This window comes from Microbulbifer sp. Q7 (assembly GCF_001639145.1).
GTDB lineage: Bacteria > Pseudomonadota > Gammaproteobacteria > Pseudomonadales > Cellvibrionaceae > Microbulbifer.
Genome location: NZ_LROY01000002.1, coordinates 365,031 through 378,061, shown reverse-complemented (window position 1 = coordinate 378,061; position 13,031 = coordinate 365,031). Strand labels below are relative to the sequence as shown.

Here is a 13,031-nt window from a genome sequence, read left to right as displayed (position 1 = left end):
ATTCGGGCACTCCTGCGGTCAATTAGCTGGCGAATAACCCGTACAACGCCATCAGCGTCACCCACATGAGCAGTGCGCGGGACAGCAATGCCTGCATACCTTCAATTTCGGCACCACACAGACGCTGCCCCTCACTCACGGCGGCACCGGCGCTGCACTCACTGCTATCGATGCCACCAAGCGCGCCTTCGAGGTAGTGCTCCAGCACCTCTTCCGTGGAGCTGTGCTTGCAAGTCAGGTGGTCACGCCACGCCCGGTAACAGCCGGCAAAATTCCCCACGATGGCGAGGCTGAAGCCGATCGCACGCACCGGCATCCACTCGATCAACCACAGCCAGCGGGCAGCGAGCCCCTGGTCAGCAGTACCGGCGGCCAGGGCGCCGCCCTCCTCGGACAGGGAGGCCTTGCTGAGTTCTGTGTGCGCCAGGTGGCTAAGCCGGTAGAGCATTGCGCCAGGAATCCCCAGCAACAGAAACCAGAAGAGCACCGCAAACAATCGCTCAAACGCGCGGTAGGCGGCGGCCCTGAACACCATACCGTGCAGTTCCTGTGCGCTGGAAATACTCTGCGCACGCACTATTTCCGCGGGTTCCATCAACGGCTCGGCGGCCTTTTTGGCCTCATCAAGATCGCCTTGGTACCAGGCCCGCAAATACCCCGCCAGCGCCTCGTTAAAGTTGCCGCGCCCAAAGCTATAGAGCAATACCGGGACACTGACCAGCAGAACCCCCAGCCACCCCAGCATGGCCTCGGCAAAAGCGAGCACAATGGCGGTACCCAGCACCGGGAGCAGTACCAGCAGGCCAAAACCAATGCCAGACTTGCCCTGCACTACACCGCGGCCATAAATAAAGTTGGCCCAGTGAGAAAACCATCCGTCCCGCTGCAGCGGGCCACCTGAACCCCAGATCTGCACCAGACCCAATGCCAACAGCACAATCAACAGCGCCATAGCGCCCCCTCGTCAGTTATTCGATTTTTATACCGGCAAACGGTGCGCACACCGCCCTGCCACACAACGGCGGTTAGCCCGCGGGGTCATCTCCCTGAACCTGCTGCAATCGCCTGAAGTACAGATCCCAGTCAAATCCGGGGCCCGGGTCCAGCTTTCTGCCGGGAGCGATATCCGAGTGCCCGGTGATGCGCGAGCGGTCAATCGCCGGGTAAGCCGCCATGATCGCCTGCGTCACCTCGGCCAGGGACTGATACTGTGCAGGCGTGAAGGTGTCCGTATCCAGTCCCTCCAGTTCGATGCCGATGGAGAAATCATTGCAGTTTTCCCGTCCACAGAATGTGGACTGGCCCGCATGCCAAGCGCGCTCGGTGAGCGGTACATACTGCGTAACCCGACCGTTGCGATCGATCAAAAAGTGGGCAGACACCTGCAGGGTGCCGATTTCGGAAAAGTAGGGATGGGCATCGATATCCAGATGGCCAAGAAAGAACTCATCAATGTAGGAGCCACCGTATTGGCCCGGCGGAAGGCTGATACTGTGAATCACCAGCAGGTCCACTTCCGCATCGTCCGGGCGACTGTTGCAGTGTGGGCTGGGTACCCGGCGCACGCCGGACAGCCATCCTGACTGAACCTGATATTTCACAAATGCGACTCCGCTGAAATTGAGCAGAGAGATATTCTATGGAAGCGAGGACATAACTGCCAGAACAAGTCGCCACCAGCGCCTTCCCAAGCCACAGCGAACCAGCTGTGGAGTTTTTGAGCACCAGTCGCCCACCCGGCAGATAAAACAAAGCCGGGGCTAGCCCCGGCTGGTGATTACATTACGCTGGAGCCCGGCAGGCTTACACCGTAATGGCGATTTTACTCTCTCCGCAGTTACCCACCACATATTGAAGCGCGCGCTCAAACAGAGGGCCCTGCTCCAGTGGCATAAGTTCTTCGTCACGCAACGCCTGCGCAAGCTCGGCGCGGGAATAGACCCCCACCTTGGCGCCCTGCCGATTGACGAACATAAACTGATCGAGATCGCTGATAATCGCCGCCAAACGACAGCGCATCGGCAACTTCTCCGGATGACGCAACAGGAACCAGCTGTCTTTCAAGTGATAGGTCTGCTGCCAGTGGTCATCCTGTTTCGGGGATACATTGGCGTCCTTACCTTTCGGTCCGCCTGCGATGGCTTTGCTGACCACCTGCTGAATCTCTTCGACCGCAGGCAGCGCCTTCACTCCCGGTGGCAACTCGCGCGCTTCATCCAGTTCCGGAGATACATCTTCCTCCACAATGTCCGCTGCCACCGTTTCGGCGACCGGAATAGGCACCACGCTATCCGCCTCACGCCGCAGCTCCTGCACCAGACGCTCACGGGTTCTGCGTTCCCGCTCGGATTCCACCCGCTCACCCAGTTTCTGGCGCTCCTGATACAGTGCCTCCAGCCCACCCAACAGCCGCTGCTGGTCACCGGCACTCAGAGACAGGGACTGCGCACCTTGCTGCAGACGCTGCTTGAGATTGGGTAGCAGGCGACGCAGCTTGACGCTGCTTTCCGGCATTGGCGCCACCACACTCCAGATCAGGTCGCGCGCAGTGAGTACATGCTGACGCCACAAGCCACTGGATGTGCCCTCTTTCAGGCAGGTGCGAAACAAAACGCTGCTCCACACACGGCTGAGCCACTCGTGCACGATTTTCGGCAGTTTACGATCGGCCGTCAGCGCGTCGAATACCGCCGCCACACGGGCCTTGGAAGCTTCCACACGCGCCGCACCCTGCGCCTCGTCGATGGTACGGCGTTCCATTACCGCCGCACGCTTGCGCTCGCGCACCGAGAACTCGCGGAACGTTTCCAGCAGGCGAACGAACACCTGCTCGTCTTCATCGTACTCTGCGAGCACGCCATCGACGATGGTGCAGACCTCGCGGTACAGGGGGTCATTCAGATAGTTTTCACCCGGTTGCCAACCAATGGCGGCATCCGCCATTTCATTCAGCAACCGCCGTGCGGGATGCCCGCCTTTACTGAAAAAGGCCTTGTCCGCGACCGCCAGCTTGAGCATGGGCAACTGCAAGCGAATCAACTGCGCCTTGATGGGTTCCGCCAGGTTGCGGTCTTCCAGCATGAAGGAAAACAGCATATCCACCAGCCGGATAACCTCGCTGTCCAGCTCGTGCAGGGAGGCGCTCTGATTGCTGGCTTTCAAATGCTCCTGCAACAGCTCGGTCACGTTGATCAGCTGACCTGCGGGCACCGACTGGGCCGGCAGGGACATCTGGAACTGCCCAAGTTGCTGCACCAGGGTGGGCGTCGGCATGGGCGCAGCACCTGAGCCCGCGGGCATCAGGCCGTAACCGCCATTGGAAACCATGCTTCCGCCGGTACCAGAACCTGCGCTATACCCCATGCCTGCCGGCATCGCGAAGCCGCCACCGGCATGCCCCGGTGTCCCCGGGTTCCCGGTAGGGAAAGCGCCAGACATTTGGCCTTCCGCAGGCATCTGAGCCGGCTGCGCTTGGCCTTGCGCGCCCTGCCCCGCCGGCTGTGACGGCCGACCCGGGCGGTTGCGGTGACGCAGAGGATCCTCGATGGTGGGCAGCACGCCCTGCTCGATCAACAACCCATTACAACTGTCATACAGCTCACCTAACCGGTTAATCAGGTGCAGCTCAAATTTTTTGAATACGGTCATGCGCGCCCGCAGCGCGATATCGACATCGTCGAGAACCTCGGCAAAAGCAGCACAGATGGCGGCCGGCCCCAGCGGCAGGTTCTCGTCATAGACCTTACAGGGGAGCAGGGTATCCAAACGCAAGGACAGCGCAGCAATCGACTCCGCATGATCGCGTTTGACATTGGAAATCATGGTGCGAATGGCAACCTGCTGCTCCAGGTCTTCATCATTCACCAGAGTCAGGCTGCTCAGGGAGGCGCGGCTTCCGCCCCCTTCTTCATCCGGGTGGTCGTTGCGCGGATTGCGAAAGCGCTCTTCGACGCCATCGCAAAAACCATCCACAACATCGCTGAGTTCCACACGCAACGCACGAATGGCGTGAAACAGGCGGTCCTGCTCATCCTGCTGATGCGCCTTCTCTGCCATGGTGAACAGAGAATCGTCTACCTGGGCAAAGACTTCTTCCGCGCGCCCCTGTAACCACTGGATGGCTTTTTGATTGATCAGATTCACGGTTTTGGATAACTGCCTTGAGGCGCCAGGGTGCGCTCCCGAGCGAGAAGTATCCCCTCGCCGCCCCCCACTTGAAGCACCACCATTGATAACAAAAAGATCGTTTATGTTCGAATTCATATCGTCCTTGTTCACTGCTCTTTGCCCTCCTGGCATCGACTCAGAGAGTACTCGCTACGGAATTATTCACTTCTGACCCGCAAACATCCTCAACGGGGAATCACAGAAGCAAACCGGCATATTCACAGGTCTTCGCTGCGCACAGGATTTGGACTGCGGGGCGCCGCTCAACCAGCAATTACACAAAGGCACAAGACGCTATACCCTAACGTGCATACCTTTGAAAATTAGAACTAGTACTCAATATCCAGCAAACAAATACGACACGCAAGTGCCAAATAGGGCCAATTTCGCCAAATACGGGCGAAAATTGCCCACAAGTCATGTAAGTCAGGATAAGTAGTGAATGTAAGCGCATGTGCCGCAGAATGGCGGGCAATGCTTACCAGCAAAAAGATGATTTATCTGTCAGGCAGATGGCTGCCGGAAAGGCAGCCAAGGGGGAGGCGCGCGGGGAGCTGAGCGGAGGGATGAACAGGCAGGTGAACAGAGAGCGCAACACCGGCAAGCGGGCTGCGCATCAACTCATTTCACCACGCGACTTGCGTACGGTGCCAATCACCGACTGCAGGGCACGCTCAAACAGCATTCCGTCATCCAATGGCATCAGCTGTGCGTTGCGCAATGCATGTGCCAGCTCGACACGAGTGAACTCTGCCACTTTCGCCCCGTTGCGGTTAACGAAGATAAACTGGTCGATATCCTTGATAACGGCCGCCAGACGACAGCGGAACTGCTCTTCATCCCCGCGCTTGAGCTCGAACCAGCTGCCCTGGGCCAGGCGGAAGGTCTGCTGCCAGTGGGAATCGCTTTCCGGTAGCGCCTCGACCTCATCCGCCACTGCGGGGGCCACCTCAGCCTGCGCCACCACCTGTTCCAGCTCTTCCATTTGCGGCAGCTCGACCACCGCTTCAGCCGGCTGGGCGCTATCGGCCTTTACGTCCGCTGCAGGAGCGGGCGTTTCTTGTGCTGCCTGGCTGCGCACTTGCTCACTGACCTCGTCGCGCACCGCTTCGCGCGCCTTGCGGGTGCGCTCTTCAGCTAGCCGCTGGGCCAGCGCAAAGCGCTCGCGATACACGTCTTTCAGCCCGGCAAACATGCGACGGGCATCAAAGGCACTGAGGGAAACCGCTTCTACGCCGGCCCGCAACCGCTCCTGCAGCGCCGGCAGCAATCCCAGCAGCTGCTTACGGCTATCCGGCATGGGCGCGTGCACACTCCACACCAGGTCTCGGGCGGTGCGCACATCGCGGTTCCAGCTCTCGCTCTCGGTCCCTTCCTTGATGCACGTGAGGAACAGCATGTTTGACCAGACTTTTTCGAGCCACTCAGAAACCACCGGGGGCAAGTCTCGCTCAGCGGTCAGCGCATCCATCACCGCGGCCACCCGCGCGCGCGCGGCCTGGGTTTTCGCTTTGCCATCCGCCTCATCGACGATCCGGCGCTCCAGCTTCTCCGCGCGCTTGCGCTCGCGCAGGATAAACGCGCGGAATGATTCCAGCAGCGTCGAAAATATATGAATGTCCTGATCGAACTCGGCCAGGACCTTCGCGACAACTTCACTGATCTGCTTGAACAGAGGATCCGCTGCATAGCCCTCTTTGGCCTGCCAGCCGGTCGCGGCATCGGCCAGCTCGTTCAGCAGCTTGCGCGCCGGGTGCCCGCCTTTACTGAAAAATGACTTGTCAGCGATGGCCACCTTGAGAAGCGGCAGCTGCAACCGACCCAGCTGGGACTTGATCGGCTCGGCGAGATTGCGATCCTCGAGAATGAACGAGAACAGCATCTCAACCAGCTTGATGATGTCGCTGTCCATCTTGGCCAAAGAGGCAGATTGACGCCCCTCTACCAAGCGCTGCTGCAGCAGGCTATTGATGTTCAGCAACTGGATTTCTTCGCCGTCGTAATTCTCCGGCAGGTGACTCTGCAACGCCCCCAGGTGAGACAGCAAATCCTGCGGCGGCATGGGCGCAACACCTGCGCCGAGCGGCAGTAAGCCGTGCCCGCCACCGTGCCCACCGGTCGACATGGAACCGGCGCGCTCCTGTGCAGCCGCACCCGCGGTCGCTTGTCCGCCGCGGACGCCCTGAGCACCAGGGCTTGGGCGTTGCTGACGCGCGGCGCGACGCTGCTGCTTTAGCGACGGGAGTACCCCGTGCTCCACAAACAGGTCGTTACACTGCTCATACAACTTGCCGAGGTTTGCCATAACCAGCTGCTCAAACTTCTTGAGCAGGGTCAGGCGCGCACGGATGTGCAGGTCAAGGGGCCGACAGGCCTCTACGAAAGCGTCGCAGATGGCATCCGGGCCGAGGGGATTGTTCTTGTCGTAGATCTTTACCGAAAGGAGGGTATTCAGGCGCAGCGAGATTTCGGTCAGTGGCTCTGAAAAATCCCGTTTCGCATTGGCCACCATGGTGTCGACGGCGACCAGCTGCTCCAGGTCGTCATTATGCACCAATGAAAGATTGTCGGCGGAATATGGGTCATCGCGCTCGTCCGCCGGCACGTCGCGCACAAGAAATGCGTCCGCCAGATGCGATGAGAAGCGCTCGACCACTTTGCGGCGCTCAACCCGCAGCAACCGCAGCGCCTGAAACAGTCCGTCCTGCTCATCCTGGCCGTGGGCCTTTTCCGCCATGGCGAACAATGAATCGTCCACCTTGGCAAATACCAGCTTGGCCTGCTCCGCAAGCAACACCTGAGCCCTGTCCCTCACAGCGGTAACCGGTGGCGGCAGGCTGAGCGTGCCTTTTGCCGCTCTATGCTGCTCCTTGAGCGCACCTTGCATGGATACCACGTTGTTAGAGTCTTTCATTGCCACATAGCCTTGGCCGGCGCCGCCTCTTGTATGGGAGAGGAGGATACCGGGTGATGCAACCACAGAGGGCCCTGGGAAGCCACCTGCGAACCTGATTATTTGTTATCTGTTTGCATAGGATGGGGCGCCGCACAGTTTCATTCGAAGCGCTCACCATCGACCAGCCGATTTAGGTCGACGGTAGATTCTACGGACTGGCGCGCCATTAGCACAATAGTATCGCCGGTGACAGACCTGGATTTGAGACCGTCGTCACAGGCGCCAACAGTCCGCCGACAACCGGCGAGGCGCGCCTGTGGCAACGAGCTGCTGACAGCAGGCTACATTTTGCTAGTATGCGCTCCGCCACAGTTGAGGACTCCCCATGACACCAGCCACTGCGAACATCCCGAACCTGCAGCAAGATATACAGCGCGCCGTACGCGATGCACTGGCCGAAGATATCGGCGATGGCGACATCACCGCGCAACTGATTCCCGAAGACCGCGAGGCCCGCGCCCGGGTCATCACCCGCGAAGACTGCGTATTCTGCGGCCAGGCCTGGGTGGAAGAAGTATTTCGCCAACTGGACCCCACGCTGCAGGTCATCTGGCATGTGGCAGACGGAGAGCGCGTGGCCGCCGACAGCGCCCTGTTTGAGCTGGCCGGCAATGCGCGAAGCATCCTCACCGGTGAGCGCTGTGCCCTGAATTTTGTGCAGACATTATCCGGCACCGCGACCACCGCGGCCGCCTATGCGGCGCTCACCAAAGGCTCCGACATCAAGATACTGGATACCCGAAAGACCATCCCGGGTCTGCGCACTGCGCAAAAATACGCCGTACTCTGCGGGGGCTGCAGCAATCATCGCATCGGCCTCTACGACGCCTTCCTGATCAAGGAAAACCATATCGCTGCTGCCGGTGGTATTGCCAATGCCGTGCGCCAGGCGCACCAGATCAAACCTGGCGCGCTGGTAGAAGTGGAAGTGGAAAGCCTCGATGAATTACGCCAGGCACTGGATGCCGGCGCCGACGTTATCATGCTCGACGAATTTACCGATGAAATGACCACCGAGGCTCTGCTGCTGGCGAAAGGACGCGCGAAAATCGAGATCTCCGGTAGCGTGAACGAAGCGCGACTAAAGCAGCTGGCTGACCTGGAAGTGGATTACATTTCATCCGGCAGCCTGACCAAGCACCTGCGGGCCATCGACCTGTCCTTACGACTGGTGTCCGAGTAAACGATTAAACGCGCGAGTGGTAAATCCAGCGCTGGTGCAGCAGGTAGTTGCTAACCAAAGTCACCAGGGTCGCCCCCAGCTGCGCCACCAGATAAGGGAAAAATATCAGTAACAGGGTGAAACTCAGAGTGTTCACCCCCAGACCCACGGCCACCACCACCATAAAGCGGGGCAATGCCTGCCGGTGCCCGGCCCGGCCCTGAAAGGTCATGTAAAAATTCAGCAAATAACTGACCACCGCCGCAACACCGTAGGCAGTGGCGGATGCGACAACGGCGAAAACCCCCATCCATTCGATCAGCACAACCAGCAGTAAATACTGCACTCCGGTCGCCACACCGCCCACCAGCATAAAGCTGCCAACCCGGCGGGCAAGACGCAGCAGGGGCCGCAACCAGAAGGAATCTTTTTCGGAACTGTGAACGTCCGCTAGTGGCTCAGGCTGGGACATGGTCTTGCGCCGGTGATTCTGGTGATTCCGGTAATTTTGGTGCTTCTATCGGCTGCACTGGCGGAGGCCCCTCGCCCCGGGCATCCGCGGTTTCGACCGCCATGCGTTCGCCAGATTCCTTATCCTCATACGCCCGTCTGCGGCGCAGCGCTCCGGCCAATACAAAGGCCTGCACCAGCAGCAGCCCTTCCGCCGGTTTACGGTAGCGCCCCTCGTTGACCGAAATCGGCAACAATCCTTGCACCAGCACCCAGGTAAAAATCAGTACGCTGAGAAGGCGGCTATTGCCGAGCCGCCGCCACAAAATCAACGTACCCAGAAGTAAGAACAGTGTGGCCGGCGCCCAGATCCATCGGCTGTGATGATTCACCGCTTCCAACCAGCGCGCACGATTGTTATCCGGCCAGGAGGACCCAAAAAACAGATACACCAGGTTTTCACCGGCGAGCGTCAGATAGCGCTCGGCGGTCATCGGGTAGCGAGCCATGGCCGCGCGCCAGTCTTCACTGCCTTTGGTGATATCAATATGCGCGTAGACCTTGCCCTCCCGGCTCGAGGTCCAGTCACTGAGCGGTGCCAATGGCTTGGCCCCCATGGCCGGGGAGGCAAACCAGTAAGTCCAGCGCGCCCCTTCGCGATCGTAACTGATATGAATATCCCGCTTGCCCGAGCGGGTGTACAGCGCATTCAGGTTGCCCACACCGTGGGGGGCAATCAGGTGCATGGCGGAATAACTGCGATACGCCAGTGGCCCCATGATCAACCCCAGCAGCATCAGGCTATAGCCCGCCTTGGCGATTTTCTGTGGCTGTACCAGCCACAACCAGGTGGTGACCACGGCGGCAAAAGGAATGGCAATCCCACGGGTCAATCCCGCGGCCACCCAGAGAACCACCATCAGAAGAAAACTGGCCACCGACTGTTTGCGCCGACATCGCCAGCTGGCGTACAGGGCGGCACCGAGTAACGGCAGCAATAGGGTTTCCTGCATGAAATAGCCATAGATGGCAATCCAGGACGGCAGTAGTGATATGCCCGCCCAAATGGCCGTGGCCTGCAGGCGCGAGGGTAAAAGCTCGCGGGCAAAGCGATACCAGATCCAGGGGGTCAGGCAGGCGAGCAGCGCAGTGTACAGCGCAATCAGCAGCGGCTCTTTCAGCGTCAGTTTGGCGAGGATGCCGATATACAACTGATACATCACCGGATCGGTGAGGGTCATTGGGTCGGTGCGCAGGGTTTCAGTGCCCTGCTCCCAGTGCCGCTGCGGATCGCTCCAGATATGGTCGATGGGGTTATAGGTAAATACGTGCTCAATACGCAGCCAGCAACCCAGCGCGATCAGCAGGTACAGGCCGGCATACAAAAGCCAACGCCGATTTATCCGCAGTAGCTGGGGAGGCAGCCGGCTGGCGGCCGCCTTCAGATTGCCATTTAAAAGCACCGCAGGCTCCCCCTATCAGGCCGGCTTGGCCGGAGAAAGATCACCACTTACCAGCGGCTCCGCCGCCGGCGCATCCTTACCGCGATAGAACAACCTGCCGTTGCCGAAGCGCAACAGCGGGAACCACCGGCCGAGAACGGCGAACATGCCACGCTGCTCGATATAACGGGCATAGGCAACGTAAGTGGGATCCCAGGAGAGATGCCGCTCCTCCGTGCGTGCACGCATGAAATAAATAAAATTCACCAACAATAACAGCAGCGACTGTCGCAATGCCTCGGGGCCGCTGGCGCTGACCATAAACGGCATTGAGATCATCCACCAGGAGAGGTTTTTACTCACGTACGCCGGGTGCTTGGTAAAACGGTAGGGGCCATTGGTGAGGATGCCCCGGTGGGTAAGATTCGAAAATCGAATGCCAAAAGGAATACTGGCCCACACATAAATCGCAATCAGCAGCAGGATGCCCGTGCCCCAGATGCCGTACATCATCGGCGTATCCCAGAACCAGTAACCCCAGGCGGGCGCATCGTCGTACTTCAAATAGGTACCGGAAAATAGGCTCCAGAACGGCTGGTAGCCAATCAGTGCCACACCCCAACCGAGAAAGCTCGGTTCCGCGGTGCGAATGTGGGAGTCAAATAGCCGCAGGGTGCACACGTAACCCACGGTGACAAACAGCAAGTCGATGTAAAACAGGAAGTTGAACGTGAAATCGAACACCGCCTTGAAGCTGCCAAACAAGCGCGCAAAATCAAAATTCAGCAGCGTATTCAGGTTGTTGCCCAGGTAGACAAACATCAGCGGCAGAAAGAAAAGCTTTACTAACCAGCCCAGATACAGCTGGCCGATGGCTTTGCCCGACACCCCCTTGCGGTTACCCATTATCCAGCTACCCAGCTGCCAGTAGCTGTCTTTAGGCGACTGCATGGCGCCGTCGATCAGGTAGAAGTAAGGCGCCGCCAGCAGCATCCACCAGGGCAGAACGGCCTTCACCACGGTGAAGTAATTGTCGTAAAAGGAGCCGTGATACTCGGGGAACAGCCAGTAGACGAAGGCCACCGAGCCCACACTTAAATAAAAGCCTAGGAGTTTCAGTGCGGTGCGCCCGAGACTGTAATTGGCACGGCGGAAGTCGAGGCCGGCAGAAGGGTTGCGGTAGGGTTTGAGGAACAGCCACTCCAGCACAATGATGGGTAGCGCCAACGCTACAGCCACCACCACCAGGGACTGGGTTCTTACCGCGAAGTCCTGGCCGTACTCGCGCAACCAAACCACCGCTGCCAGGGAAATGGCCAGCGCGATAAGATTGATCCACACGCGGGTGGGTGCCTCGGGGCATTGGCTCCCGTCACCGGCAATACCGTGGGCTGCGTTTTGCCCGGCTGCGCCCCCCGACGTTTTCTGGCGATGGGCACGGTATTTTTTTTGACCGGAGCTACCAACCCCAACAGACTTGTTTTTTATTTTTTTCATACTGGACCCAACAGGAACTACACGACTTCACGGCCACGATTCGGCCATGCGCACAGCAACACCAACCCCCGCCGCCACCGGTGCAAAGTGGCCAGACCAAAGGTCAGAATTCCACCAGTTTACCCCCATCCACACGCCCCTGTCATGGCGCGGCCGCAACGGCCTGCGACAGATGGGATTCAGTCGTTTGTGCTGACGCGAGATTCCTCGCTGGCCGAATCAGCGGGGACCACCTCATTCTCCAGGGTGGCCTCTTCGACGCCTGCTTGCTGCATATGAGAGTGGTGATGATGGTGCCCGCCTGCGTCATCCGGGACATTGCCGGAATCCGGAGCCTGCAGGCCGTGGCGGGAATGGCCGCCGGAGTGGGCGCCGTGAGAACTGTGCGTATCGTGAGAACTGTGCGTATCGTGAGAACCGTGCTCCCCGTGAGCGCCGTGCCCCCCGTGACCGACCGCGCCCCACAGTGTCCAGGCGCCAAACGAGAAGACCAGCAGCGCCATGCCAAGGCGCACTCCGGGCTTTTGCACCAGAGTACGCAGTCGGGCGGCCGCGGCACCGGTCGCCAGCACCGCGGGCACGGTGCCGAGACCGAACGCGAGCATGGTGAGTGCCGCCTGCTCACCACTCCCCTGAGCCAGCGCAAACGCCAGCGCGCTGTACACCAGGCCACAGGGCAGCCACCCCCAAAGTGCGCCCAAGGCAATAGCCTGCGGGGTAGAATTCACCGGCAGTAAACGGCGCGACAGTGGCTGCAGGCCCCGCCACAACCAGGCGCCACCCCGCTCGAGCCACACCAGCCCTCGCCACCAGTCGGCAAGATACAGGGCCATGGCAATCAGCATGAGACCCGCCACAATACGCAGTGGCGCCAGGCCACTAGCGATATCCGCGGCCACGTAAGCCCCCAGCATCCCGACCAGCAAGCCCATCAGGGAATAACTGGCCACACGGCCTGTGGAGTAGCCGATCAACCGTGGCCAAGCCGCTTTTTGCCCGGGAACAGCCAGCCCCAGGGCACCGGAAATTCCGCCGCACATGCCGATACAGTGGCTGCTGCCGAGAAAACCGATTGCGAGCGCCGCCCCCAGTACACCCCAGTCGAACATCAGCGGCCCTCGCCCTGGTCACTGCCGCCATGCCGGGCGCCTTCAGCGCGCTCTTGGTCGTTGGGCTGGCGGGGTTTGTCGTCTTCAAACAGGATGCGGCGCCCCTCGGTTTCCAGATCGTCGTACTGGCCGTTGTTGACCGCCCAGAAGAACAGCTTCACCGCGCAGGCGACAAAAAAAATAACGATGGGGACTAACAGGAAGATACTGTCCACTTACACCTCGGGATAGGGTTCGGTTAGCGGCCG

10 protein-coding genes are annotated in these 13,031 nt (G+C 59.7%); 1 reads left to right on the top strand and 9 read right to left on the bottom strand.

Features of this window, described 5'->3' with window-relative positions:
- Window positions 1-22: 22 nt before the first annotated feature.
- From ampE to AU182_RS07285, 4 genes are all read right to left on the bottom strand, one after another.
- Window positions 23-952 carry a regulatory signaling modulator protein AmpE gene (gene ampE, locus AU182_RS07300; protein ID WP_066963014.1) on the bottom strand — a complete coding sequence of 310 codons (930 nt, stop codon included), beginning with the start codon at window positions 950-952 and terminating at the stop codon, window positions 23-25.
- Window positions 953-1,025: 73 nt separating this feature from the next.
- Window positions 1,026-1,601 (bottom strand): 1,6-anhydro-N-acetylmuramyl-L-alanine amidase AmpD, encoded by a 576-nt coding sequence (ampD, locus tag AU182_RS07295; RefSeq protein WP_066963011.1) that lies wholly within the window; start codon window positions 1,599-1,601, stop codon window positions 1,026-1,028.
- A 202-nt stretch (window positions 1,602-1,803) separates the two neighbouring features.
- The gene (locus AU182_RS07290) at window positions 1,804-4,143 is read right to left on the bottom strand and encodes a DUF1631 domain-containing protein (RefSeq protein WP_193754309.1); all 2,340 of its coding nucleotides are present in this window, start codon (window positions 4,141-4,143) and stop codon (window positions 1,804-1,806) included.
- A gap of 640 nt (window positions 4,144-4,783) precedes the next feature.
- Window positions 4,784-7,081, bottom strand: a complete 2,298-nt coding sequence (locus AU182_RS07285) for a DUF1631 domain-containing protein (protein WP_066963008.1) — start codon at window positions 7,079-7,081, stop codon at window positions 4,784-4,786.
- A gap of 367 nt (window positions 7,082-7,448) precedes the next feature.
- Here AU182_RS07285 and nadC point away from each other — a divergent pair, with 367 nt between their 5' ends.
- Entirely contained in the window at window positions 7,449-8,306 is an 858-nt protein-coding gene (nadC, locus tag AU182_RS07280; protein ID WP_153039161.1) for a carboxylating nicotinate-nucleotide diphosphorylase, read from the top strand.
- Window positions 8,307-8,310: 4 nt separating this feature from the next.
- On the opposite strand, the gene AU182_RS07275 is transcribed toward nadC, so the two are convergent.
- From AU182_RS07275 to ccoS, 5 genes are all read right to left on the bottom strand, one after another.
- Complete coding sequence (locus AU182_RS07275) at window positions 8,311-8,757, bottom strand: GtrA family protein (RefSeq protein ID WP_066963005.1); 447 nt, start codon at window positions 8,755-8,757, stop codon at window positions 8,311-8,313.
- The gene (locus tag AU182_RS07270) at window positions 8,744-10,198 is read right to left on the bottom strand and encodes a glycosyltransferase family 39 protein (RefSeq protein WP_153039160.1); all 1,455 of its coding nucleotides are present in this window, start codon (window positions 10,196-10,198) and stop codon (window positions 8,744-8,746) included. The genes AU182_RS07275 and AU182_RS07270 overlap by 14 nt, the downstream gene beginning before the upstream one ends.
- Window positions 10,199-10,213: 15 nt before the next feature.
- Window positions 10,214-11,674 carry an isoprenylcysteine carboxylmethyltransferase family protein gene (locus AU182_RS07265; RefSeq protein ID WP_227718164.1) on the bottom strand — a complete coding sequence of 487 codons (1,461 nt, stop codon included), beginning with the start codon at window positions 11,672-11,674 and terminating at the stop codon, window positions 10,214-10,216.
- Between the two features lie 179 nt (window positions 11,675-11,853).
- Window positions 11,854-12,783: a sulfite exporter TauE/SafE family protein gene (locus tag AU182_RS07260; protein WP_082859283.1), complete on the bottom strand. Its 930-nt coding sequence runs from the start codon at window positions 12,781-12,783 to the stop codon at window positions 11,854-11,856.
- Window positions 12,783-12,998, bottom strand: a complete 216-nt coding sequence (gene ccoS, locus AU182_RS07255) for a cbb3-type cytochrome oxidase assembly protein CcoS (RefSeq protein WP_066963002.1) — start codon at window positions 12,996-12,998, stop codon at window positions 12,783-12,785. Before ccoS ends, AU182_RS07260 begins: the two co-directional genes overlap by 1 nt.
- Window positions 12,999-13,031: the final 33 nt, after the last annotated feature.

What these genes read in the sequence shown, in the direction of transcription:
- nadC (WP_153039161.1), top strand. Translation starts at nt 7,449, where the DNA reads ATGACACCAGCCACTGCGAACATCCCGAACCTGCAGCAAGATATACAG.
- AU182_RS07260 (WP_082859283.1), bottom strand. Translation starts at nt 12,783, where the DNA reads ATGTTCGACTGGGGTGTACTGGGGGCGGCGCTCGCAATCGGTTTTCTC.
- AU182_RS07265 (WP_227718164.1), bottom strand. Translation starts at nt 11,674, where the DNA reads ATGAAAAAAATAAAAAACAAGTCTGTTGGGGTTGGTAGCTCCGGTCAA.
- ampE (WP_066963014.1), bottom strand. Translation starts at nt 952, where the DNA reads ATGGCGCTGTTGATTGTGCTGTTGGCATTGGGTCTGGTGCAGATCTGG.
- AU182_RS07275 (WP_066963005.1), bottom strand. Translation starts at nt 8,757, where the DNA reads ATGTCCCAGCCTGAGCCACTAGCGGACGTTCACAGTTCCGAAAAAGAT.
- AU182_RS07285 (WP_066963008.1), bottom strand. Translation starts at nt 7,081, where the DNA reads ATGAAAGACTCTAACAACGTGGTATCCATGCAAGGTGCGCTCAAGGAG.